Origin of the sequence: Dolichospermum sp. UHCC 0315A (assembly GCF_008121535.1) — a bacterium.
GTDB lineage: Bacteria > Cyanobacteriota > Cyanobacteriia > Cyanobacteriales > Nostocaceae > Dolichospermum > Dolichospermum lemmermannii.
In genome coordinates this window covers 494124-520067 of sequence record NZ_CP043056.1, presented here as the reverse complement: position 1 = coordinate 520067, position 25944 = coordinate 494124, and the positions used below count along the sequence as shown (strand labels likewise).

The following is a 25944-nucleotide window of genomic DNA, read 5'->3' as shown; positions in this document are numbered from 1 at the left end:
AAATTAAGCTAAAAACAACCTAGTCGAGGTCAGGCATAAACATTACTGGTTCTGTTTCACGGTTAATACCCTTCTCAAAACCACCAGCAGCAGCCCGGGCGCGGCCTGCGTGCCACAAGTGACCAATCAGGAAGAAGAATCCTAAAACGAAGTGTGAAGTCGCCAACCAAGCGCGAGGAGACACATAGTTAAAGGAGTTAATTTCTGTAGCCACACCACCCACAGAGTTCAAAGAACCCAAAGGCGCGTGAGTCATGTATTCAGCAGCACGGCGAGCTTGCCAAGGCTGAATATCATTCTTGATTTTTTCCAAATCAAGACCGTTGGGGCCACGAAGAGGCTCTAACCAAGGACCACGAAAATCCCAGAAGCGCATGGTTTCACCACCGAAGATGATTTCACCAGATGGAGAGCGCATGAGGTATTTACCTAGACCTGTAGGCCCTTGGGCAGAACCGACGTTAGCACCCAAGCGTTGGTCACGAATCAAGAAGGTTAAGGCTTGAGCTTGTGAAGCTTCCGCAGCCGTAGGACCATAGAATTCGCTAGGGTAAGCGGTGTTATTAAACCACACCATGACAGAGGCAATGAACCCCATCAAAGAAAGCGCACCTAAACTATAAGATAGGTAAGCTTCACCAGACCAAATGGAGGCCCGACGTGACCAAGCAAAAGGCTTTGTGAAGATGTGCCAAATACCACCGGCAATACAAGTGAAAGCAATCCAGATGTGACCGCCGATAATATCTTCCATGTTATCAACGCTAATAATCCAGCCTTCGCCACCGAAGGGAGCTTTAATTAAATAGCCAAAGATAACAGCGGGGTTGAGTGTGGGATTAGTAATCACACGCACATCACCACCACCTGGAGCCCATGTATCATAAACTCCACCAAAGAACATAGCCTTCAGCACCAACAACAACGCACCACATCCTAAGATGATCAGGTGGAAGCCGATGATGTTGGTCATTTTGTTCTTGTCTTTCCAGTCATAACCAAAGAAGGCAGAGTATTCTTCTAGGGTTTCAGGACCACGAACGGCATGATAAATACCGCCAAAGCCTAGAACTGCGGAGGAAATCAGGTGAAGTACACCGACAACGAAGTAGGGGAATGTATCAAAAACTTCACCACCTGGACCAACGCCCCAACCCAGTGTGGCGAGGTGAGGAAGCAGAATCAAGCCTTGTTCATACATAGGCTTCTCTGGGACGAAGTGAGAGACTTCAAACAAAGTCATTGCTCCAGCCCAGAAGACGATTAAACCAGCATGGGCTACGTGAGCGCCAAGTAGTTTACCAGATAAATTGATTAAACGGGCGTTGCCAGACCACCAAGCGAAGCCGCTGGATTCTTGGTCGCGTCCACCACTAATAACTCTATTAGAGAGCGTTACCACGTGGGAGTACCTCCTCTGGGAATACGAACTGTTCGTGGGGTTGATCTTGAGGAGCCATCCAAGCGCGGATACCCTCGTTTAGTAAAATGTTTTTGGTATAGAAAGTTTCAAACTCTGGGTCTTCGGCTGCCCGTAATTCTTGGGAAACGAAGTCATAAGCCCGGAGGTTTAATGCTAAACCAACGATACCAATGGAACTCATCCACAAGCCTGTGACAGGGACAAACAACATGAAGAAGTGTAACCAACGTTTGTTGGAGAAAGCAACTCCGAAAATCTGTGACCAGAAACGGTTTGCTGTCACCATGGAGTAGGTTTCTTCAGCTTGGGTGGGGTTGAAGGCGCGGAAAGTGTTTGAACCTTCACCGTCTTCAAATAGGGTGTTTTCTACTGTGGCACCGTGAATGGCACAAAGTAAAGCTCCACCTAAGATTCCCGCTACACCCATCATGTGGAAGGGGTTGAGTGTCCAGTTGTGGAAACCTTGTAGGAATAGGAGGAAACGGAAAATTGCGGCTACTCCAAAGCTAGGTGCAAAGAACCAGCTAGATTGCCCTAAAGGATACATCAGGAACACGCTGACGAATACGGCGATAGGACCGGAGAAAGCAAGAGCGTTATAAGGACGCAGACCGACGAGACGGGCTACTTCAAATTGGCGTAACATGAAGCCAATCAAACCGAATGCGCCATGTAGGGCTACGAAAGGCCACAAACCACCGAGTTGAATCCAACGGGTGAAGTCACCTTGAGCTTCAGGACCCCACAGGAACAACAGGGAATGCCCCATGCTGTTGGCTGGTGTGGATACTGCTACTGTTAGAAAGTTAGCTCCTTCTAAGTAAGAAGATGCTAGTCCGTGGGTGTACCAGGAAGTGACGAATGTTGTACCGGTCAGCCAACCGCCCAACGCAAGAAAGGCACAGGGGAATAATAATATTCCTGACCAACCTACGAATACGAAGCGATCGCGCTTTAGCCAGTCGTCTAATACGTCAAACCACCCTCTACTGGGGGCGCGTCCAACTGCGATGGTCATTTAACTAAAATCCTCGTTTTTTACTAAAATTGCCCCGTTTTTTTAAGCAGTGTTTCCACAGTTTTACTGATTTATATCATCTGCCGTGAGGAATTCAACGTTTTTTTACAAACCCAGCAGCCTTGCAGAAGCTAAGATTGTGAGAACTGACTACTTGACAAAGTGATCATTTCTCATATGATCGGCTACCGTTAACTAGCAATCTAGATTGTGGTAACGCAATGATTCTTAACTTATCACATTCCTCAGAGTTTGGGCTGGATATAGAACAGGAAGTTAAATATTTTCTATCCATATCAGAATTTTAACAATTGGACATAGGTTTTCTCAGAAATCTTCCTAGGGGCGCAGGCCCTGCGGCCTAAAATCCTTCAAGTTCAGGATAAAATTTCTGCTCAATTCTTTGATAACTTGCAATCCAGACTGCTTCAGTGGCAGACTTGAGAAAGATAGTCCAAGGCAGTTTAATGACCGTATCAACAACAATTAACAAAAGCGAGAACCTCCTCTCTCAAAAGGTTCTTGGTTCACGTCGGTTTAGTAACTACTGGTGGGCAAGCATTGTAACTATGGGAGCCAGTGGTTTTTTCTTAGCTGGTATCTCTAGTTATCTCAAAGTTAATTTACTCATAGTTACTGATGCAACACAACTAATATTTGTCCCTCAAGGATTGGTGATGGGACTATATGGTTCTGCTGGCTTGCTATTAGCTACATATCTGTGGCTCGTGGTGCTGTGGGATTTAGGCGGCGGTTATAATGAGTTCAATCGGGAAACGGGGACATTAAAAATCTTTCGTTGGGGGTTTCCAGGGAAAAACCGTCAAATCCAAATTGATGGCAGGATTGCAGATGTACAATCTGTCAGGATTGTGATTAAAGAAGGTCTGAATCCTCAACGTGCTTTGTATCTTAGGGTTAAGGGTAGAAGAGATATTCCCCTCACACGAGTAGGTCAACCGTTATCTTTGGCAGATTTGGAAACCCAAGGTGCGGAATTAGCTCGTTTTTTAGGAGTATCTTTAGAAGGACTCTAGGGATTTTGAATTGGTGAACAATAAGATCCATAACATAAGATCCCCGACTTCTTAGAGAAGTCGGGGATCTGGGGATCTAAGGAATAATTGGCCAGAAAAGATGAAGATATTTTGTTTAATGCAGTCACTAACAATGCGGTTAAAATTTCCACAATTTTTTGTAGTTCTATTGATGATTGGCTCTTTGACTTTGGGAGGATGTACTGGTAGTACAACATCTTCTAATTCATCCCCAACGGCAACGACTACCAGTGCTACTACTAGCGCACAAACAGTATCAGAAACTGTTAGTGAGAGTATTCCTGGAACCAAAGGTTTACCACGCCTTGAGGGTAAAGCTACGGTGGTGATGACGGTGAAGCGTGGAGAAGTCGTTAACCCCCAATCCATTACAATTGAAATAGATGGCACAAATGCACCAATTACTGCGGGTAATTTTGTGGATTTGGTTCAAAAAGGCGTTTATGACGGTTTAGCATTCCATCGTGTTGTCCGTGAACCTCAACCTTTTGTGGTTCAAGGTGGAGATCCCCAAGGTAAAGATCCGAAATTTCCCGAAAATAGACTGGGAACAGGTGGTTTTATTGATCCTAAAACTGGGAATGAGCGCCGGATACCGTTAGAAATTAAACCAAAAGGCGCAAAAGAGCCTATTTACAGTAAAACAATTACTGAGAAGCCTGTGTTACAGCATAAGCAAGGGGCGATCGCTATGGCTAGATCACAACCAACTGATTCTGCTTCTGCTCAATTTTACTTTGCTTTAGCAGATTTATCGTTCTTGGATGGTAACTATGCGGTGTTTGGTAATGTTACCAAAGGTTTTGAGGTAGTGAACAAAATCGAGCAAGGCGATCGCATTGTATCGGCAAAAGTTACTCAAGGCGCGGAAAATCTAAAAACTGCTCCATAGTTTAGTTGTCAGTTGTCAGTTGTCAGTTGTCAGTAGGGGCGAAGCATTTGGAAGATAAATTATCGGTCATTGCAAAAAATAGTTCTCCAAATGCTTCGCCCGTACAGTGGTCAGTGGTCAGTTGTCAGTTGTCAAAATAATTGATAACTAGTACAATACGGCGTAAGTTAAGCAACCATTAAAAATTCCTGAAAAGCTTATACCATCTGCTTTTTAATTTTTAATTGTTAATTTTTAATTCCGCCCTGCGGTACTAGCCTAAAGTTGTTTCGTGATTTTACAAGTATTCTTACTCCTGACTTCTGACTTCTGACTCCTTCTTCATGTATTTTTATATAAAATCTAAAATTGGTTAGAGTTGTTGTGACTGGGATTGGTTTAGTTTCCGCTTTAGGTAAAAGCTTGGAGGCTAGTTGGCGAGATTTAGTATTAGGAAAAACGGGAATAAAATTACATCAACTATTTCCAGAATTGGGAATAATTCCCCTGGGATTAATTGCTGAAAAACCCTCTTTATTAAATACACTCACGGAAATAGTTGTTAACTCAGCTTTACAAGATGCTCAATTAATAACACCTTTACCTGATTGCGCGGTGGTAATTGGTTCTAGTCGGAGTTATCAAGCATCTTGGGAGATCATGGCGCGACAGATGTATCAGGAAGAGGCAGAATTAAACTTAGATAATTGGTTAAATACTTTACCTCAGATGAATGCGATCGCTGTAGCGCGACAAATTGGGGCAACAGCAGCAGTTTTAGCCCCAATGGCGGCTTGTGCAACGGGAATTTGGGCGATCGCTCAAGCTACAATGTTGATCAAAACTGGGCAATACCAACGAGCAATTACAGGAGCAATAGAAGCACCCATAACCCCCCTGACAATTGCCGGATTTAGGCAAATGGGGGCTTTAGCCAAAACAGGAGCTTATCCCTTTGATTTGCAGCGAGAAGGCTTGGTACTAGGTGAAGGTGGTGCTGTTTTGATTCTCGAATCTGCGGAATTAGCCATCCAAAGACAAGCCAAGATTTATGGAGAAATACTAGGTTTTGGCTTGACAGCAGACGCATATCATGGAAATTCACCAGAACCATCAGGTAAAAGTGCAATCATGGCAATTAAACAATGTTTAGAACGTAGTCACATTTCACCCACAGACATAGACTACATTCACACTCATGGTACAGCTACCCAGTTAAATGACCGCATTGAAAGTAAAATTATTCAACACTTGTTTTCACCAAAATTAGCGATTAGTTCCACAAAAGGTAGCACAGGTCATACATTAGGAGCATCTGGAGCTTTAGGTGTAGCATTTTCACTCATGGCATTGCAAAACCAAATTTTACCTCCCTGTGTAGGACTTCAGCAACCAGAATTTAATTTAAATTTCATCACATCAGCACAAGAAAGTAAAATTCAGCAAGTGCTATCTTTTAGCTTTGGCTTTGGGGGACAAAATGCCGTGATAGCTTTGGGAACAAGTAAAAATTTTTATTAGTTGTGAAAATTGATAAATTAGAGCTATAATTTATTACATCAACGTAATATAATAGAAAGTGAGTTGGGAAATAGAATATACTAATGAGTTTGAACATTGGTGGCAAACTCTTAGAGAGGAACAACAAGATGATATTGTCAGCATTGTTCAACTACTAGAAGAAAAAGGAACTCAATTACCCTTTCCTTATTCATCCGATGTTAAAGGTTCAAAAAATTCCCACTTAAGAGAGTTACGTATTCAAAGCGGTGGTAAACCAATCAGAATATTTTATGCTTTTGATCCGCGACGAGTGGCAATTTTACTGATTGGTGGAGATAAAACAGGAGATAACCGATTTTATGAAAAATATATTCCTATAGCAGATAGTCTTTATGATGAATATCTTGAAGAAATTAGTCGTGAGGGTTTAATATGACAGGACATAAAAAGTTTAGCAATCTTACCAAAGATTTCTCCTCAGAAAGAAAAACCAAAATAGCGAATCAAACAGCTACATTAAAAGAAGAAATGGCATTAGCTGAATTACGTCAAGCTTTAAAAATATCTCAAGCTCAATTAGCTGAAAAGTTGCAAATTAAACAACCTGCTATTTCTAGATTAGAGAATCGTACTGATATGTATGTTAGTCATCTAAGACAAGTTATTGAAGCTATGGGAGGAGAGTTAAAAATAACGGCAATTTTCCCTGATGTGGAAGTAACAATTACTAATTTTGAAGCTTTAGCAATGGATGTTGATAAGTAAGGTAATTCTTGATTAAGGAATTTACTACAAGAATTTTCGTAAGATAGCAACAGATTAATGAAGTTGTTGTTTTCGTAAAACCTCGAATAATTATTCAAAAATTTAAGTCTGTGAAACTACCAGGAGTATCAATGATTTCCACACACAACTTTTTTTTTCAAAAAGACAAACAACAATTATTAGTTGATTTTTTATTGCATGGTAATGTAATAGATGAAAAATACCATTTGATTTTAGTAAGCTGTTATTTTAATTTAGAATCTACCAATACAATCATTCAAGTATTACAAAAAAAAATAAGCTTATATAAAATATCAATATATATAGATAGAGGAGAAGCTATATGTATAGGACTTGACAAGATCAATGATTGGATTAAAAATAAGCATTCCAATAATATTGAGATATCTTTTAGTGATAAAGTAGATAAAAAAATAGATGCAATAAAGGAAGATATTAAAAATATTAATGATGAAAAGCCAGGGGATCAAGTTCTTGAAATATTTAACAAGTATAACCTTGATATTAATACAAATATATTAAATTATTGCTTATATTTATCAATAGAATGCCAAAATCTTATTTTTTTAAATTGGCTCGATACAGATAGATTTATTAAAATTCAAGAAGAAATTGATAAAAAAAATAAAGCTAAGAAAGATAGAGAAAAAGCTACGAAAAAAAACTGATACACGGTCAAAATAATATTATTATAATGATTGAATTTACTTCCACAGCAGATGAAATAGCAAATCTTCTTAAAGAATAACTTATGAAAGAACTGGAACTACTAAAAAACTTATATTCTCAAGATTTAGAAACTAGAAAAAACTGGTATTCTCATGTTGCAGAAGCTTATAATAAATTCAGACCTCGCTATCCACAAGAAATTATTAATGGTGCTGTAGAAGTAGCTCAACTTTCCACCAAAGCCAATATTCTAGAATTAGGTTGTGGACCGGGAAATGCAACTTTAGCATTTGCTCAATTAGGTTTTTCTATGATTTGTTTAGAACCAAGTTTAGCAGCTTGTAATTTGGCAAAACAAAATTGTGTAATCTATCCACAGGTGGAAATTCAGCAAACAACCTTTGAAGAATGGGAACTAGAAACCGGAAAATTTGATGCTGTTTTAGCAGCAACTTCTTACCATTGGATTAATCCTGAATTTGGTAATAGCAAAATTTCTCAAGCTTTACGGAATCATGGTAATTTAATTTTGCTGTGGAATATGACACCGCAACCAGAATATGAAATATATCAAAATTTTCGGGAAGTTTATCAAAAGTATGCTCCACTTTTAGACAGATATGAAGATATAGAAACTCAAAAAGAGATAGTGCAAGCTTTAGGACAAAAAGCCATTGATTCAGGTAAATTCAAAAATTTAGTTTCCGAACAAGTTGTCTGTAGAGTTAATTATTATATGGATGACTTTTTACTGCTTTTAAGCACCTATACACAATACCTAAAACTAGATATAGAAACCAGAACTTGTTTATTTACAGCATTACGAAAAAAGATCGAAGATCATTATGGAGGAAATATCCAAATTACCTATATCTCAGCTTTTCAAGTTGCGAAAAAAGCCGAAGCAGACTGTAGCTAAAAACTTTATACAGATAAAAATCTTGATGCGTCTGGGTTGTAGGTTTATTCAGCAAACCCTATGTAGAGACGTTACTGGGAAACATCTCTACATTTTGAGTAATATGAATGTTAAATTATTTACTCACCTTCTACCAAAGCGCGATATCCATCTGCTGTCATAGCGTCTTCTATTTCAGCAGCATCATTAATACGCACTTTAATCAACCAACCTTCTCCATAGGGATCTTCTGCTATATCTTCAGGAGAGTCAATTACAGCTTGATTCCGTTCTATGACAGTACCGCTGATTGGTGAATTCAGGTGTTCTACGGCTTTTACTGATTCAATTGTACCAAATTGGTCATTTAGAGTGATAACATCATTAATTTCTGGCAGTTCCAAAAAAACAATATCACCTAATTGATCAACAGCAAATTCGGAAATACCGATAGTAGCAATGTCGCCATCTAGACGAACATATTCATGGGTGTCTAAGTATCGCAAATCCTGGGGATATTCAAAAGACATATCACGTTCTCTGTTAAAAAAATAGTGTTACAACAGTAACCTAAACCACATTATTCCTCAAAAACCGCAAAGATTATCAGTTAGGAACACGATTCTTTGAGCGATAAAATGGGCGTTTTACAACTACCGCAGGATAAGCCTTGCCGCGAATTTCCACATCTAGCTGCTGCTTGAGGGTTGCTAACTGGGTGGGAACATAAGCTAAGGCTATGGGATAACCAAGCGTAGGTGAGAGAGTACCACTTGTTACTTCGCCTACCACCTGATCTGATGATAATACGGGGTAGCCGTGGCGAGCAATATTTCGTCCTTGTGTTTGCAAACCTACGAGTTTACGGGACATTCCTTGGGCTTTTTGCTGTATTAAAACTTCCCGACCAATGAAATCACCTTTAGTATCTAAATGTACTAACCAACCCAAACCAGCTTCTAGCGGTGTGGTGGTATCATCAATATCTTGCCCATAAAGTGCCATTGCCGCTTCTAAACGCAATGTATCTCTACAACCAAGTCCGCAAGGCACAACACCAAGATCATATAAACTCTGCCACAAATCTATACCCACTGATGAATCTACCATCACCTCAAAACCATCTTCGCCAGTGTACCCTGTCCGGGCGAGGAATGCGTGTTTTCCGAAAATGGTTGTTTCTAAATGCCCGAAAGCCTTAATAGGTGATAAGTCTGCTGAAATTAAGGATTGCAGAGAATGAGTAGCTGTTGGGCCTTGAACAGCAATTAAGATTTTATCCTGTGACAGGTCTTGAAATTTAACTACATCAAGATCAAGATGTGCCAATAGCCATTGTTTGTCTTTGTCGGTAGTTGAGGCGTTAACAATGATGACTAGATTTTGCTTACCAGCACTGTCTGTATCCTGGTAATAAATAATGATGTCGTCAATGATTCCGCCCTGGGGGTTAAGTAAGACGGTATATTGCGCTTGTCCAGGCTGTAAACGACTTAAATCGGAAGGAACTAAATACTCAAGTTGGGAAATCAGGTTTTTACCTTGGAGGGTAAATTTGCCCATGTGAGAAATATCGAACATTCCCGCAGTATTTCTGACAGCGTGGTGTTCTTGGGTGATACCGCTGTATTGTATGGGCATTTCCCAGCCCCCAAAGCTGGTGAATCTGGCTTTGAGTTCTACACCCATTTGATATAAAGGGGTTCGCGTCAGAGATTGGGAGGCAGCGCGGTCTTGGGGGTTTCCCCCATGAGCGACTGCCGACAGGGGAGTATTTTCTTGATTAGCCACAGGTGGTTATTTATATTTACTTGGGATAGCACCTCAACATTTATCTATCCTACGGGATTGCTGGTAATTTAGCAGAGAATTACTTCTGCATCCTTCCTGCGGTTTAATGATTAATAGTGGAATTGTTGAGATTTATTAAGCAAAGATTATGAAGTATCGCTCAATATTAGCTAGTCTGATTTTAGCCTTAGTGTTGTTTGTGTTTCCCTTATCAGCGCAAGCTGCAAGCTCTTCGAGTGTAACTAATTCTCTTACTAACAAGGGAGTCGGGGGGAAGGACTTTTCTGGACAAAGTTTAATTGGGATTGAGTTTACAAGTGTGAAATTAGAGAATACTAATTTTAACAATGCTGATTTACGTGGTGCTGTATTTAACGGTACTTTACTGGATACTGTGAATTTTCACGGTGTAGATTTTAGTCAAGGTATTGCTTATTTATCAAGATTCAAAAATTCTGATTTAAGTGATGCAGTTTTTACAGAAGCCATGATGTTGCGTTCCACTTTTGATCAGGTTGATGTTACTGGTGCTGATTTTACCAATGCAATTCTAGATATGATACAGGTAAAAAAAATCTGTATTAATGCCAGTGGTGTAAATTCTAAAACAGGTGTAGATACTCGTGCATCTTTAGGATGTAAGTAAAACCCCAGGGTTATGAATTTTAGTCTCACGCCAAGGCGCAAAGGCGCAAAGGGAAGAGATTTAAAGGTTAAAGGTTTGAAAAAGCCTTGATTCGTAGGTTGGGTTGAACAAAGACCAAACCCAACTTCAGGCACTAAGTAGGTGAACAGAATAAAACCAATCTGTGTAAAGAAACGTAAAATCGCCCAAAATCTCTTCACCCTTGCCTCAAGCCTAGTGCCATAACGACAATTTTCAATGCTAACCTACTTAAAACCAAAAAATGCGTTGGGTTGCGCTGTCGCTTAACCCAACCTACGAACAATGGCGAAGGTATTAATATTCAGTGCATTTTTAATAGAATTGGTATAAAAATCCGATAAAAAGATTTTTAACACTGTTATGAATAATTCTTTTTTTTGCTTATTGACTTTTATTATTAAAAAAGCTAAGGTTTTTTATGGTAATAATTGCAAGTAATTCGCAAAAATATTCTAATTGGAGTTAAAAAAATGACAATAAATAAAAAGGAATTTTGGGGGATTAGTGGAGGGCTGTTAGCCTTGACGGGAATGGCTTTGAGTGGTTTGGGTTCTATGCAAATAGCCGTAGCTAACCCCTTGAAAAATCAACCAGCACCACGCTTAGTTGCTCAGAAAATGAACCCTTTAACTATAGTTTTTCCTAGTCGTTCTGATTCCACAGACTTGCAAAATAAAGCTAATAATGTGGCTGCTTTTTTATCTCAGGAGTTAGGGATACCTGTTAAAGCGCAAGTAGGTGATGAGACAGCCGCAGTAGAAGCTTTAAGAGCAAATCGGGCTGATGTAGCGTTTTTAAGTAGCCGTCCGGCTTTAAAGGCTGAACAATTAGCAAATTCTCGGTTATATTTGGCTGAAGTTCGCAAAAATTACTCTGGTAGGTATACTTATAATTCTATTTTTGTTGTTCCCAATAATAGCCAATTAAAAAGTAAAAATTCTCCGAAAGCAACTTTAGAACAACTCAGAGGAAAAACTATTGCTTTTACTTCTCCAACATCTGGTTCTGGGTTTATTTTTCCCGTAAGTGAGTTAGTTAAACAGGGTTTTGTCCCTAACCGCGATCGCTTGGATAGCTTCTTTGGTAAAGTTAGTTATGGTGGAAATTATAGTAAAGCCTTAGATGCTGTAGTTAGAGGTCAAGCAGATGTAGCGGTAGTCTCAGAATATGCTCTTTTCCCTCCCTATTTGGCGGCTGAGAATAGAGATAAAGTCAGGATATTACATAAAATTTCTGGTGTTCCGGCTCATGGTATTGCGATTGATGATGATGTCCCAGTTATCATTAGAGAAAAGCTAATTAATGCTTTATTAAAGTTAAACAAATCCGAAAACAATCAATTACTAAGCAGTTTATATAATTCCACAGAATTGGTAAGAGTTGATCATAATCGTCATCTTCAACCAGTGCGGGAAGCCCTGAAAAATGCGGGGATAGAATAATCTTTAAAGGTCAGCATTCAGAATTAGGAATATTGGGAATAAAATTCTTAATTCTGACAAAATTATCATTTTCTGATGAAATTTTCACAAAACTAACCATGACTCCTTTCTCTGAAGTAATTACAAATTATCATTTATCTAAAAGTAACGTGAATTTTATTGAATGTTGTCATTTAGAAACAGATTATATTGCATCTCTACACCGGCCAATTTTAAATAATATCAATTGCCAAATTAATCAAGGTGAATTTGTCGTATTGTTAGGATTGAATGGGGCAGGTAAATCAACATTATTGAAATCACTTGTGGGTTTAGTTCCCTTAGTTAAGGGAGAAATTACAATTAATGGTGTTTCTGTGGGTGATCAAAACTTACCGCAAATTCGTCGAGATGTGGGAATGTTATTTCAAGGAGGGGGATTAATTCGTCAATTATCAGCAATTGATAATGTTTTATGTGGAAAATTGGGAGTGAGAAAGACGAGACAAACTTTATGGGGATTTCCACAATGCGATCGCACATTAGCCTTAGAATTATTAATACAATTAGGTTTAAGAGAACAAATATATCAAAAAACTAGTCAATTGAGTGGTGGACAACAACAAAAAGTAGCAATTGCTAGAGCATTAATGCAATCTCCACAAATACTTTTAGCCGATGAACCCACCACAGGTTTAGATGTGGTAGCCTCACAACAAGTCATGACAACTTTATCAGAATTGCATCAACAAGGATTAACTATTATTACCGTTTTACATGATTTAGCACTAGCTACAGAATACGCTCAAAGGGCAATAATTCTAGATAGTGGAAAAGTAGTTTATGATGGTAAATGTGAAAATTTACAAGCGCAATTTTCATCACATATCATTTAAGAAAGTTGAATTTATATTTAGTTATTAAAAACAATGAAAAAAATTTCTAATTCACAAATTTTTCATCGTTATCCTTGGTTTATTCCCTCACTTGTATTTCTATTGATGATAGGAGTTTACATTTGGGCATTACAAGGATTACAAGTTGATCTTAAATTATTAAGAGATAGTTGGCCTTTTATTACAGATTTTATTTCACGATTATTTCCTCCCAACTTACAAGTTTTAGATATTGCTATTAAAGGATTAATTGAAACCGTGCAAATGTCTGTCTGGGGAACATCCCTAGGTGCAGTTTTATCATTACCAATTGCCATAGCCAGTTCTAATAATATCGCCCCTTTATGGCTAAGATGGATAGCAAACCTACTGCAAAATGCTGTTCGTTCCGTACCTTCAATTATCTTGGGTTTAATCTTTGTTGCTGCTACAGGTTTAGGCGCACCTGCTGGAACATTGGCATTGTCAATATATACTATTGGTTATCTTGCTAAATTTTATCAACAAGCAATAGAATCTGTAGATCATCGTTCCTTAGAATCTTTACAGGTAATTGGGGCATCGAAAATACAAATTGTCCAGTATGGGATATTACCCCAAATATTACCTTTAGGATTAGGTTACACCCTGTGGATGTTTGAATATAATATTCGTGCTGCTTCGGTTTTAGGAGTAGTTGGTGCTGGGGGAATAGGGTTTCAATTAAAAAGCTATATAGATGGTTTTGAATATACCAAAGCCACAACCATGATGTTAGTGCTATTAGTAGTAGTCACAGTTATTGATTGGTTTAGTAGTAAGTTACGCCGATATTTAGAGTCAATCTAGTCTTAATCTCAATGATCACTTTCCTAGATTTAAGACTATTCCTCCTTCTTTCTTCTTCTTCCTCCTGACTCGGTGACTCCTGACTCCTGACTACTTATTAATAAAATCCCAAATAGCTTCAGCAACAACCCCAGCACAAGTTTCTGGTAAATTACTTTCCCCATGAGCAATATTATGTAACTGAACTTGAGGAATTAATCGAGCATAAGTATTACTTTTCGATATAGCAGTTTTTGTATCTTGACTACCTTGTAAAATCAAACAGGGAACTTTAATTTCTGGTAAGTAGTTTTCTAATAATTCTGCTTCTATTTCTGGTTTCTTGCGGTTAAAAAGTAATTGACAAGCCGTAGAGGATTGTAATAATTCTCTTCTTAATTCTAAATCTTTAACAATTCTTTCTTCCCAACCAATCAATCTCATCAGCGGCAGAATGAAGCGTAAAAATTTAATTATCAATGGTGAACAGTTAAATAACCGCCGTCTTTTTTGCCATTCCTTTTTTTGTCCTTTTGCTGCGACACCCTCCGGCGCTAACAATATTAAACCAGATATTTGCTCTGGATATTTTAAAGCATAACTAGCCGCAATCCAACCACCAAGAGAATTACCAACTAAATAGACTTTTTCTAATTTCAAAGCTTCTAAAAAATCAGCTAAACACTCGACTTGCAAATCTATAGAATGGTGAATATTAGGATTTGCTGATTCACCAAAACCTAGCAAATCTGGTGAGAAGCAATGGATATTTTTAGCCAATAGTTCCATTATCGATACCCATTCACTGCCATCATTCCATGCACCATGTAGAAAAATCATGGGTATTCCTGTACCAACTTCACGCCAAAACAGTACCCCTTGACTAAGTTTGATTCGGGAGTTACGAAATAAAAGATTCATTTTAATTTACTAATTTAGTTGTCTAAGTTGGGCAATTTTTAATTATAGACTTTGGATTTAATTTTCAAACCCAAAATCTTTCATCTTTGATATTTTATGCAAGTGTTGTTAAGCCATTTAAATAGTCTTGCAACTGACGAAAATGATCATGAGACATATCTGGTTTTGGTAAAGAACTAGGAGGAAAAGCTTGAATTTCCATGACTTCTAAGGAATCTGTTATTGCCATTTTTCCCTGAACTTCGACTTCAACAGTAATACAGATAGAATGAATCCGAGGATCACGATTTGGTGAAGAGTAAACTCCCACTAAACGGCGAATTGTGACCACTTCTAGCCCTGTTTCCTCCATCAATTCCCGACGGACTGCATGAGGAACATCTTCTCCCCAATCCACCATACCACCAGGCAATGACCAACGACCATCATCCTTTCTTCTAATGAGAACAATCTGACCATCAGGTAAAATGGGGATAATACTTGTACCAGTAATGGGGTGGCGGAATATAATACCCAGTACCGTTTGTCCAAAGTGCCATAAGCCCCGTGTGGACTGAATCATTGGTTTAAAAACAGCCAAAATTTTCAAATTTAAAATTGCTTTATTGTATTTTATATATTTTTAATTCAATCATGTTGTTTCTGCAATCTGGAAAATTATTTCTTCTAATGTCCTTAATAATTCTTGCTCATTATATGGTTTAGAAAAATAGGCTTTTGCCCCTAATTGCATAGCTAACTGACGATGTTTACTACTACTACGGGAAGTTAACATGGCTACAGGAATATTTCTTAACTCTGTATTGTTATTAATCCGCTCTAAAAAGCTATAACCATCAATACGGGGCATTTCAATATCACAAATTACCGCTTGCACTTGTAAACCACTTTCCAGCTTTTCTAAAGCTTCTTGACCATCTTTAGCTTGTTCTACTTGATACCCACCTTTTTCGAGAGTTAGGGCGAGGTAACGGCGGACATTAATGGAATCATCAACAATTAAAATTACCCCTTTTTGGCGACTAGGTTGTTTGACAGTTGCTACTTTTGGCGGTTTGAGGAATGCAGTTTGTAATCTAGTTGTTGGTAATTTATTACTGATATGGGGACGTTCACCTGTTGTAATCCATAAGACTAAATCATTAGTATTAATCAGGGGAACTACTCGACCATCACCAAGAATTGTACAGTTATTAAACCCACTGGGAAGGGGAATATTACCTTCTACTTGACGAATAGCTACCTCTTGCTCACCCCAGCAGCGTTCTACTTGAACTGCGACCTGTTGATGATCATGTTTGACTATCAATACACTTATAGCATTAATGATCGGCAAAGTTTCTAATTCCAGGTTATTGTAGCGGGAGCAGTTAAACTCAAAGTAACTATTTAGACGCAGCAATGGTAATTGATGGTTTTGCCAGTTAATAAATTCTTTGCCGTCTAGGAAGAAGATTTGCTCCTGTTCTAGGAGGAAAATTTCCTCGATTACGTCTGTAAAAAATGCTAACACTAAGCGATCGCTCTCAACCAATAAAACCCGCGCGACTGACAAGGTAAATGGTACTGATAAAGTAAATTTTGTCCCCACTCCGGCTTGGGTGTCAACATTCACATCTCCTCGCGCTAATTTCAGGTTATTACGGACTACATCCATGCCTACTCCCCGACCAGATAAAGCTGTTACCTGTTCCGAGGTGCTAAATCCTGGCTCAAAAATCAATGATAGTAGTTCTTCATCACTAGCGCTCGCCAATAAAGAATCATCCAAACCCATTTTTGAAGCGCGGTGACGAATTTTTTCTAAAGAAATACCTTGACCATCATCACGGATAGTAATAATTGTGCGATTACTATGATAAACTGCCTTCATTTCAATTAACCCTTGTTCGGGTTTTCCTTGAGTTTTACGAGTAGTAGGATCTTCAATTCCATGATCAAAAGCATTGCGTAACAAGTGCATTAAAGGCTCATTTAAAGCCTCTAAAATACCTCTTTCAATTAAAGTATTTCCACCTTCAATTTTCAACTGCACATTTTTTCCATATTCAACATTTAAATCTCTAATAGCTCTAGGAAAACGTTCCACTAAATCAGAAAAAGGACGCATTCTCACCTGAGTTAATTGTCTTTGCAATTGTTTAGAAGTTTTATTCAGTTTTCGCGCTATTTGGTCTGTATCATCCACACTTAATTGGATATCACTGGTAACTTCTGCAACTTGGACAATAGTTTCCATGACATTTTGAGATAAAAGATTCAATTTTTGATAGCTATCTTGTTCTATAAAATTATTTTCTGTTCCTTGATTACCATGATTAGCTGATTCCTCTACCAGATGATTATGGGTTATCATTTTTGCATAAGCTGTTCGCAGTTCTTGATTTTCTTGATCAAGAATTTGGACTCTTTGACTGAGATTACGCACCAATTTACGTAATCTTTCCATTTGCACATTTAACCCATTACGTTGAATAATCACTTCTCCAAACAAATCATTAATTTTCTCTAAATGTTTACTAGGAACTCTAACTGTATTTTCCTGATTTTCTCTTTCTTTGGGAAATAAATGAATATCAGTTTTGCGTTCGGTATATTTGTAATCTATTGGCAGATTCTCTGAAGCCAATCCGCTATCAGCACTAACAAAATCAGCACTTTCTGGAGATAATTCGACATTTTCTAATAATTGAAAATCAGAAATAGCTGATTTATTTAATAAATAATCCTGTTTATTTAATGGCTCAGGAAGATTATGATTAATAACTTTACCAAAATCAATTCTTGTTGGTAAATTACCTCGAAGATTACTTAATACTAAAGTTTGAGATTGTCGCCATGCTTTTAATGCTAAATCAGCAATTTCCACAGCACTATCAGGATCAGTTTCTAAGTAATGACTAACTGATTGACATAGTTGGGTAAATGCCGTTAATTGCAGCATTTCTCCTAACCCACCTAACTCAGTTGCCATCATTACTAACTCTGCTCTTAATCCCGATTTGTTACTATTTTTTAATCTAGCTTCTAGGTGTTGTAAATACTCTTCAACTTCAGTTTCAAATAATAAAGGAATAATTTCTGGATCATCTTCTGATGATAGTAAAGTTGTGATATCTTCTGGGGTAGGTTCACCTAAACGCTCATAAAGTTCGTCAAAAATTGGGTAACAAAATTTTCCTAACCAACTATCATCTAAATCATTACCCTTGGCCAGTAATTCCACAATCTGTCGCAACCAATCAACACTAGATAGTAATAAACTTTGTAAATGAGTATCAAGTTCCAAGGAATCTTTCTGAGTCTTTAAAACTTTAAAAGCATCTTCCAATTTATGAGCTAAATCACTTAATACCCGAAATCCCATCATAGCTGCTCCACCTTTAATAGAATGAGCGGCTCGCATAGCAGCATTAATATGTTCTAGTTCGATGCGTTTACTGGTGTCAATTTCCAGTAATATTCCTTCTAAAGTGTTGAGATAATCAGTTGCTTCTTCCAGAAATTGCATCTGGATTTCTAATTCTTTATCTTTCGTCATTAGTCATTAGTCCTTAGTCATTAGTTATTAATTCAGAACAAATGAGAATATCAATTAGGTGGAAAAGTCTCAATAGTATCTTTTAACTCCTGAAAAATATTTACTACTTTTTGTAAAGATTGGGAAACCTCAAGAGAATTATCACTATTACGGGCTGATATAATAGTAATATCCTTAATAGTTTGACTAACAATTTGTGATGTTTGGACTTGAGATGTAGTAGAAATCAAAATTGACTGAACTAAGGTATTTATTTGCTGTGATCCATCAACAATTTGTTGTAAACTATGTTTGGCATCTTCGATAATATGGCTACTTTGGGTAACTTGACTAGTTCCCATGATCATTGTTTTTAATACTTCACCAGTTTCTCGTTGAATTTTCTCAATTATTTCCTCAATTTCTTGAGTTGCGGCTGCACTTCTGGCGGCTAATTCTCCTACTTCTTCAGCTACTACCGCAAACCCTTGACCCTCTTCCCCGGCTCTTGCAGCTTCAATTCCGGCATTAATTGCTAATAGATTAGTTTGCATAGCAATTTGATTAACTACAGAAACTACACGGGAAATTTGTTGGGAAGATTCTCCTAACCGTCTGACCTTTTTAGCTATTTCATCAACTGTTTCTTGGACAGAGAAAATATTTTGCAATGTTAAATCCATCGCTGCTTCAGTTTTATTAGCCCTATGGTTAGCATCATTAACAATGGTAACAGCTTGTTGTGCTATATCAGCTATAGATTGAATAGCAATAGTCATATTGTCAATGGTTTCTAAGCTTAGGTGTATTTTTTCAGGTTCGATAATTGCTTCTGTTGTGAATTTTTCCAAATAAACATTTACTTCACCAATAGCTTGTTGAATTTGATTGACAGTTTTCTGAAGACTATTCTGAAAATTCTGGAGTTCTGAATTGTCTTGATTAGTGTTTGTCTGACTATGTGCTTTTAATCTTTTTATCTCTACTAGTAAATGGGATTGTTCTAAAGCATAGCCAATTTGTGTAGCAATTTGGGTCAAAAAATTAATTTCTTCAGATTGCCAAATATGAGAATTATGGCAATGATGAGCAATCAAAAATCCTTGAATTTCTCCATGACTTAAAATTGGTGCTGTTAAACTGCTTTGCACAGAAAATTTCTTTAACCACTCGATATAACTACTCGTTAAACTTGACTCTTGTTCAATATTTGATATTGCCTCAAATTGACTATTTTTACCAAGTTCTCGCCAGTGGGAATCATTATTATATACACCGAGCATTTTTTGGTAATCATCAATTACTGATTCAGCAATTACCTTAACAGCTTGGGTTTTTCGATGCAGTTTATAAACGATAACTCTGTCTGTTTTTAGAACTTGACTAACTTCAGAAATGGCAGTTTGATAAATAACCTCAGACTGAAGATTTAGACGAATTTTTCTAGTAATTTCTAGGAGTAATTTTAGCCATTCAATTTCTTTTTCTTGTTCCTCTTCTTTATTAAATACATCTAAATGTATTTGCTCTTGAATTTCCTTAGAGAATGTTATAGATGTACTAAAAATTTTAGAATTAATCCACTGACTTAACCAAGCTATAAACAACGTCATCAATAATGCAATTAATGGTGTTGTACTAGCAATTAATGTCAAAAATTCTCTCTGCGGCTTAAAGGCAATTGCTGCATCTTTCGCCACAAGTAACTGCCAATTGATATTCGGTAAACCTGATAATATTGGCAATGGTACATAACTAATGAGTTGCTGCTTTTGATTATTTTTGGACCTGGCTGTAAATGTATCAATATTTTTCGCATTCAAAACATTAGTTAAACTAGGATATATACCTATCAACTTCTCACCAACTAAATTTTGATCGGAACTAATTAAAATTCTTCCTGTTCCATCTAAAAAATAATATTGATTAGTCTCATCTATATAACTTTTTATTACTGGTTCTAAAGCCTTTACAGGCATACGGGTTCTGACTATACCAATAGTATTACCCCGAATTGGATCTTTAATTGGTGCAGCTATATAAATTACTGCGCCTATATTTTTAACTATTTCTGCTTGACTAATAATAGGAGTATTTTGTTTGATTACTTCTTGAAAATAGATCCGTTGTTTTTCGGAAATTAAAGATTCTCCGGCTGATTGAATAATCACTTTTCCATTAAGATCAAATACAGCGACACTATCATAAACCTTAACAGTTTTTATCAAGCGATCCAAGGATGCTTGTGTTTCTATATTAATGATGCTGACATCAACTTTACTTGTTTTCCTAGATTTTTCTGATCCGGCTTTGTTTCCAGAATTAGCAGGACTTAAAAAAGATATACCAGATAATACTTGAATATCTCCATAACGTTGTCCAATAAAATTATTAACTTTATCACTCAAGTTAATTGCTTTAGTTTCTTGGGATGTAATAATTTGCTTTGTAATTAATTTGCTCCCAAAAAGATAAGCGATCGCCGCAATTCCCAAAACTGGTAAAGTACCAATAGCTATGGATAAAATTATAGCTTTTGTACTCAATTTAAATTGTCGTAAATATCCTATTCCCTGATGCCACACCCTATTATAACTAGAATTTTCTCCTCTAATATCAACAACTTTTGCTGAAGAAATTAAAGATGCGTTATTTTGAGAATTGCCACTTTGTTTGATATCAGTTTTATTCAACATATATTCCTCACACCACATTTATAAAATAAAAAAATTACCCCTTCTTCCGAGTATTAATTATTAGTTAATACCAAGAATATCCGAACGTAAAATATGCACTGCATCTAATACCAATAAAATTTCTTCCTGTTGCACCACACAACCACACAAGTAAGGTACTAAACTAGATGCTACTTGTCCTACGGGAGAACGAATATCATCAGCAATAAACTTAGTTGTGCCTTTAATTTCTTGGACAACTAAACCCAAAATCATTGATTCTATTTGAATAACAATGATATTATACTGACGCAACCGATGATCGAGACATTCTAAATTAAACATCTTAGGTAAATCAACTACCCAAATTATATGACTGCGCCAATTCATCAATCCTAATATACAAGCGGGCATATTCGGAATAGCTGTAACCGATGTCACAGGTACAACAACTGCTTCTTGAGTATGAGCAATGGATAAAACAGCACCAGTTTGTTGATTAAGTTGAAATTTAAGATAGCCATTTTCTCGGCTGTTGTATACGGCTGCTTGATGATTAAAGTCAATGTGTAATTTTTTCATGGGCGAGTATTATGAACATTAATTTATGGGGTTATATAGCAATACCTTTGCTGTTTTTTTTGTAAAATATATGTCTAAAATCACTCTGCTATGTTTTGATCAATGAGTATAATATACACAAAAAAGCACTATCAGGATTTAATTTTCCTGAGTGCTTTTAATTTGGCTATTTATTTAAAAGTGCGGATAAAAGGACTTGAACCTTCACTCCTTTCGGAACTAGAACCTAAATCTAGCGCGTCTGCCAATTTCGCCATATCCGCATCAATACCTTACTTTAGCACAATAAAATATTTATGGCAATAGGTAAAAATACAAAATTTAAAATCAGGGTATGGGGTATTGCTCTACATCACAGCTACACGAGGTAGACGGTGCTTGAAGCCGCAAAGAATTTCCCAAGAAATGGTATTGAGGCAATTTGCCCAATCATCAGCGGATATTTGTTCTTTTCCCTGTTCCCCTAGCAAAGTGACGATTTCCCCTTCTTGCAAATCGGGGATGGAACTCACATCTAACATAATTTGATCCATGGTAATTGCGCCAATTTGTGGCACACGCTGTCCACGGATTAACACCTGCATTTGGTTAGAAAGATGACGAGGAACTCCATCGGCATAACCAATGCCAACTACAGCCAGACGCATTTCTTGAGGAGCAATAAAATGATGACCATAACTAACTCCAGTTCCTGCGGCTATGGTTTTAACTTGGGTAACTCTAGCTTTGAGTTGTAAAACGGGTTGCAGTTTGATGTGATTTTGTAAGTGATTAGCAGGATAAAGCCCATAAATGGCTAAACCTACCCGCACCATATCATAGTGTAATCTTGAATCTGCCAGGGTAGCGGCTGAGTTGGCTAAATGTAAACTGGGAATTGTGATCCCTTTAGCTTTGATGTGGGCGATCGCCTCTTCAAATCTGCTATGCTGTTCCATCATCACCGTAGCGTCGGGACTATCTGCTGTTGCTAAGTGAGAATAAATACTGGCAATATCTAAATGGGGTAATCCTTGTACCAACTGCACAAACTCCGCTGCTTGTTGCCAATTAGTGCCTAGTCTAGACATTCCCGTATCTAATTTGATATGTACAGATAAAGAAGAATTATAGTTAATAGTTTCTAATGTGTTGGAAAATTCTAAAGCTTGCTTAGGACTACACAGTGTGGGCTGAAGTTGCCAATGAGCGATCGCCTGAATTTGCTCTGGCGTGTTGGTTGCCCCTAAAATTAAAATCGGGGCTTTAATACCATCTTCCCGCAATTGAATACCTTCAGGAACAGTCGCCACACCTAACCAACCAGCACCCGCTTCTAAGGCAGTTTTAGCAACTGCTACCGCCCCATGTCCATAGGCATCCGCTTTAACAACTGCCATTAATTGGGTGCGTGGTGATAAAAACTTGACCAACTGCTTGACATTATCAGACAACGCCCCTAAATCAATTTCTACCCAAGCCCGCTGAGAAAACCAAGCATAAGTATCACATTCCTGATTGTCAGCAAAAATCGGGGTTTGCTTGCGACTTAACATTGCACTTCACTCCTATCACACCACCGAAAAGCTTCTCACATCCCCTAGAAGCTATATCACTTTAATCAGGAAGTTTAACTTTGATCCGGTAATTTATACAAGATAGTAGCACGAGCAATATTATTAGTGTGTCTGAATACTCAATAATTTTTGTACTTATTAGAAGATAGTTCTTCCTTATCAGTTTCATCATAACAAATTTGAAATCAAAAGTCAACCCCTAAATCCTCTTTTATGGCGATTTTAGGTAAATAAGAAATAAGATCCCGGACTTCTTAAAGAAGTCCGGGATCTGAGTCAAGGACAAAAGTATAAATTATTCTCATATCCCCAGCGGAGTGTATTTGTGTTAGTATGTGTAAAACTAATACCTTGAGCGCAGATTCATGAGGAAGGTTTTAGTCCTGAACGCCTCTTACGAACCGCTCAACATCACCAGTTGGCGACGTGCCACCGTGTTGTTGATGAAAGGCAAAGCTGAACGCTTAGAATACAACAGTAAATTCCTTTACTCGGATTTTCCCATGCCGACCGTGATCCGGTTGCGCCACTATGTCCGCGTTCCTTATATGGAAATTCCTCTCACTCGGCGAAATATCCTGCATCGTGATAGCCATACCTGTCAATACTGTGGTCACACAGGGGACGGGTTAACTCTCGATCATGTGATACCGAGATCACGAGGAGGTGGAGATACCTGGGAGAATATTACTACTGCTTGTGTACGCTGCAATATCAAAAAAGGCTGTCGTACACCTCAAGAAGCCCGAATGCCTTTGCGTCATTTACCCCGTCAACCTTACAGTAGCCTCTACTTTGAGGTAACGAAGCATCTGAAAAGTGGACTTCACCAGGAGTGGCAAAAGTATGTCATAGGTCTTTGACATTACCCAAAATTAACTACAAAAGTTCAGGTCAAAATTTACCTGTAGATATATCCGTTTGACTAAATAAAGTCAACGATAGTGACTACAAGTAGGGGTTTCACTTGCTTTTGATGAGTATTTATTACAGCTTATGGCAAGTTTCCACTAAGCTGATATTTTCATGTCCGCAGCATCAAACAACCTTAATTTCCAGAATTGGCGTTTTGTCCTTTAAAAAACGATATATAGATAGATTTTGTTCTTAACTGATAATTTGTTACAATTATAAGTGGATGACTTGCCAGCTAGAAATTGAGATGTCAATTTGCACACGGAATGTCCAATATAACACAAGTCAAATAAATATTCAAGATAATTATCAAATTTTTTTCATAAAAATCTGCATATTTGTTTAGACAAAGCCACAAATTATGAGGTTTTATATAACCCAAGAGGTAAAGCGTACCTGATTTTCAGCATCTCTGTAGCACTTGAGGTAGATGTAATAGATCCTTGACTCATGCTATTGACAAAAATAAACCGCCCGACAAAGTGCCAAGACAATTAATTTTAGATTTTTGCCAAGTCTCCTGTAGCTTTACAAGCGCATTATTGCTTGGATTATGCCTGAATGGATACCCCCTTTTCCCCGCTTAAAAATACAGTTACTTATGTACGTGAATTATCCGGCTTCTCAATTTGAGAGTTTATCATTGACCACAGATCCGCATCCAGAGGAAATAGAGAAAGAGAAAGAGAAGGAGAAAGAGCTAATTGAGCTTCCAACTTTAACCCGAACTTCCTTATCATCCTCTAATGGTGATGGAGGTATCTATTTAGTTCAGCGTGGCAATTCTCTAGCATCTCAAAAATCAGAAGAGTTACAGAAAACGCTGCTTGCACATCGCCATGAACGTCAATTAGTGATTTTACAGGATTTTCCCGATCCTGATGCTCTTTCTTGTGCTTGGTCTTACCAACTAATTGCCCAACAGTATGATATTAAGTGTGATATTGTTTACGCGGGAACTTTAAGCCATCAGGAAAATATTGCTTTAGTTAAGCTAACTAATTTACCTGCTCAACGCTGGACGATGCAAACTTTAAAAAATAAAGATTTGTCGTCTTATCAAGGGTTTGTGTTAATTGACAACCAGGGAACTACATCTCAATTATTACCAGCAATCCAACAAGCGGGAATTCCCCTGATAGTGCTGGTGGATCATCATAGTTTACAAGGGGAACTCAAGTCAGAATTTGTTGATGTTCGTCCTTATGTGCGAGCTACAGCCACAATTTTTACTCAATACTTACAAGCAGGATTATTAACTTTAGATAACAGCATTAGCCAGCACGTTAAATGTGCTACAGCTTTAATGCACGGTTTGCGCTCAGATACAAATCGGTTGATGCAAGCCCAAGAAGAAGATTTTATGGCTGCTGGGTATTTGAGCAGGTTTTATGATGCTCAGTTACTAAATGCTATTTTGCAAGCAAATCGTTCTAAGCGGGTGATGGATGTGATCGAGCGATCGCTTAAAAACCGCATCGTTCAAAATAACTTTTCCATAGCTGGTGTTGGTTACTTGCGCTATGATGACCGGGATGCAATTCCCCAAGCCGCTGATTTTCTCGTTACGGAAGAAAATGTGCATACCGCAGTAGTTTATGGAATCGTTCATGATGAAGATGACGAACTAGAAGTGGTGATAGGATCTCTGAGAACCACAAAACTTACTTTAGATCCTGATGAATTTATTAAAGAAGCCTTTGGACAGGATAGCACTGGGCGATTTTTTGGTGGTGGAAGAACGGGTGCAGGAGGCTTTGAAATTCCCATGGGTTTCTTATCTGGTGGTAATGAAAACTCGGCTTATGCCAAAATCAAATGGGAAGTTTTCGACGCACAAATCAAACAGAAATTATTGAGATTGGTGAATCCGAGAGATAATCCAATTTAGTCTTGAAACCGGATTAAAAGACTTGATTGATTTAGGGTTTAGCAGTGCTGAACCCATGCAAATGAATTTAGCTTTT

At 37.7% G+C, this 25944-nt stretch carries 23 protein-coding genes and 1 tRNA gene; 13 read left to right on the top strand and 11 right to left on the bottom strand.

Annotated elements, in window-relative coordinates; all coding sequences use genetic code 11:
- Nucleotides 1-19: 19 nt before the first annotated feature.
- A complete protein-coding gene (psbC, locus tag BMF77_RS02465; RefSeq protein WP_148760367.1) occupies nt 20-1402 on the bottom strand; it encodes a photosystem II reaction center protein CP43 in 1383 nt (460 codons plus the stop codon).
- Entirely contained in the window at nt 1386-2441 is a 1056-nt protein-coding gene (gene psbD / locus BMF77_RS02460) for a photosystem II D2 protein (photosystem q(a) protein) (protein WP_015080309.1), read from the bottom strand. Before psbD ends, psbC begins: the two co-directional genes overlap by 17 nt.
- 467 nt (nt 2442-2908) lie before the next feature.
- On the opposite strand from psbD, the gene BMF77_RS02455 reads away from it, so the two are divergent.
- The 7 genes from BMF77_RS02455 to BMF77_RS02425 all read left to right on the top strand — a co-directional run bounded on the left by BMF77_RS02455 (nt 2909) and on the right by BMF77_RS02425 (nt 8247).
- Nucleotides 2909-3478, top strand: a complete 570-nt coding sequence (locus tag BMF77_RS02455) for a photosystem I assembly protein Ycf4 (protein WP_015080308.1) — start codon at nt 2909-2911, stop codon at nt 3476-3478.
- A 133-nt stretch (nt 3479-3611) separates the two neighbouring features.
- Nucleotides 3612-4391, top strand: a complete 780-nt coding sequence (locus tag BMF77_RS02450) for a peptidylprolyl isomerase (protein ID WP_015080307.1) — start codon at nt 3612-3614, stop codon at nt 4389-4391.
- Between the two features lie 348 nt (nt 4392-4739).
- Nucleotides 4740-5891 (top strand): beta-ketoacyl-ACP synthase, encoded by a 1152-nt coding sequence (locus BMF77_RS02445; RefSeq protein ID WP_148760365.1) that lies wholly within the window; start codon nt 4740-4742, stop codon nt 5889-5891.
- 58 nt (nt 5892-5949) lie between these two features.
- Nucleotides 5950-6309 (top strand): type II toxin-antitoxin system RelE/ParE family toxin, encoded by a 360-nt coding sequence (locus BMF77_RS02440; protein ID WP_015080305.1) that lies wholly within the window; start codon nt 5950-5952, stop codon nt 6307-6309.
- On the top strand, nt 6306-6638 hold the full coding sequence (locus BMF77_RS02435; protein ID WP_015080304.1) for an XRE family transcriptional regulator: 333 nt from the start codon (nt 6306-6308) through the stop codon (nt 6636-6638). Before BMF77_RS02440 ends, BMF77_RS02435 begins: the two co-directional genes overlap by 4 nt.
- A gap of 110 nt (nt 6639-6748) precedes the next feature.
- The gene (locus tag BMF77_RS02430) at nt 6749-7327 is read left to right on the top strand and encodes a hypothetical protein (RefSeq protein WP_210422284.1); all 579 of its coding nucleotides are present in this window, start codon (nt 6749-6751) and stop codon (nt 7325-7327) included.
- 83 nt (nt 7328-7410) lie between these two features.
- Nucleotides 7411-8247, top strand: coding sequence for a class I SAM-dependent methyltransferase (locus tag BMF77_RS02425; RefSeq protein WP_148760361.1), 837 nt, complete (start codon nt 7411-7413; stop codon nt 8245-8247).
- Between the two features lie 119 nt (nt 8248-8366).
- Here the strand turns inward: BMF77_RS02425 and gcvH are convergent, their stop codons facing one another.
- Nucleotides 8367-8756, bottom strand: a complete 390-nt coding sequence (gcvH, locus tag BMF77_RS02420) for a glycine cleavage system protein GcvH (RefSeq protein WP_148760359.1) — start codon at nt 8754-8756, stop codon at nt 8367-8369.
- Nucleotides 8757-8832: 76 nt separating this feature from the next.
- A complete protein-coding gene (gene gcvT / locus BMF77_RS02415; protein ID WP_015080300.1) occupies nt 8833-10017 on the bottom strand; it encodes a glycine cleavage system aminomethyltransferase GcvT in 1185 nt (394 codons plus the stop codon).
- Between the two features lie 148 nt (nt 10018-10165).
- Between gcvT and BMF77_RS02410 the strand changes: the two genes are divergently transcribed.
- The 4 genes from BMF77_RS02410 to phnE all read left to right on the top strand — a co-directional run bounded on the left by BMF77_RS02410 (nt 10166) and on the right by phnE (nt 13829).
- On the top strand, nt 10166-10663 hold the full coding sequence (locus BMF77_RS02410; protein ID WP_148760357.1) for a pentapeptide repeat-containing protein: 498 nt from the start codon (nt 10166-10168) through the stop codon (nt 10661-10663).
- Nucleotides 10664-11154: 491 nt separating this feature from the next.
- A complete protein-coding gene (locus BMF77_RS02405) occupies nt 11155-12126 on the top strand; it encodes a phosphate/phosphite/phosphonate ABC transporter substrate-binding protein (RefSeq protein WP_148760355.1) in 972 nt (323 codons plus the stop codon).
- A 98-nt stretch (nt 12127-12224) separates the two neighbouring features.
- Nucleotides 12225-13001, top strand: coding sequence for a phosphonate ABC transporter ATP-binding protein (locus tag BMF77_RS02400; protein WP_148760353.1), 777 nt, complete (start codon nt 12225-12227; stop codon nt 12999-13001).
- Nucleotides 13002-13034: 33 nt separating this feature from the next.
- A complete protein-coding gene (phnE, locus tag BMF77_RS02395) occupies nt 13035-13829 on the top strand; it encodes a phosphonate ABC transporter, permease protein PhnE (RefSeq protein WP_148760351.1) in 795 nt (264 codons plus the stop codon).
- Nucleotides 13830-13919: 90 nt separating this feature from the next.
- On the opposite strand, the gene BMF77_RS02390 is transcribed toward phnE, so the two are convergent.
- The 7 genes from BMF77_RS02390 to alr form a co-directional block, all read right to left on the bottom strand.
- Complete coding sequence (locus BMF77_RS02390; RefSeq protein ID WP_148760349.1) at nt 13920-14729, bottom strand: alpha/beta fold hydrolase; 810 nt, start codon at nt 14727-14729, stop codon at nt 13920-13922.
- Between the two features lie 94 nt (nt 14730-14823).
- Complete coding sequence (locus BMF77_RS02385) at nt 14824-15291, bottom strand: NUDIX hydrolase (protein ID WP_174782899.1); 468 nt, start codon at nt 15289-15291, stop codon at nt 14824-14826.
- A gap of 69 nt (nt 15292-15360) precedes the next feature.
- A complete protein-coding gene (locus BMF77_RS02380) occupies nt 15361-18270 on the bottom strand; it encodes a hybrid sensor histidine kinase/response regulator (RefSeq protein WP_148760347.1) in 2910 nt (969 codons plus the stop codon).
- 50 nt (nt 18271-18320) lie between these two features.
- Nucleotides 18321-20945, bottom strand: coding sequence for a methyl-accepting chemotaxis protein (locus BMF77_RS02375; protein WP_148760345.1), 2625 nt, complete (start codon nt 20943-20945; stop codon nt 18321-18323).
- A 60-nt stretch (nt 20946-21005) separates the two neighbouring features.
- Entirely contained in the window at nt 21006-21506 is a 501-nt protein-coding gene (locus BMF77_RS02370; protein ID WP_015080291.1) for a chemotaxis protein CheW, read from the bottom strand.
- A 181-nt stretch (nt 21507-21687) separates the two neighbouring features.
- Nucleotides 21688-21769, bottom strand: a tRNA-Leu gene (locus tag BMF77_RS02365).
- Nucleotides 21770-21853: 84 nt separating this feature from the next.
- On the bottom strand, nt 21854-23041 hold the full coding sequence (gene alr, locus BMF77_RS02360; RefSeq protein WP_148760343.1) for an alanine racemase: 1188 nt from the start codon (nt 23039-23041) through the stop codon (nt 21854-21856).
- A gap of 386 nt (nt 23042-23427) precedes the next feature.
- On the opposite strand from alr, the gene BMF77_RS02355 reads away from it, so the two are divergent.
- Together BMF77_RS02355 and BMF77_RS02350 are read left to right on the top strand one after the other, a co-directional pair.
- Entirely contained in the window at nt 23428-23925 is a 498-nt protein-coding gene (locus tag BMF77_RS02355) for an HNH endonuclease (RefSeq protein WP_148760341.1), read from the top strand.
- A 653-nt stretch (nt 23926-24578) separates the two neighbouring features.
- A complete protein-coding gene (locus BMF77_RS02350; RefSeq protein WP_148760339.1) occupies nt 24579-25868 on the top strand; it encodes a bifunctional oligoribonuclease/PAP phosphatase NrnA in 1290 nt (429 codons plus the stop codon).
- The last annotated feature ends 76 nt before the right edge of the window (nt 25869-25944 follow it).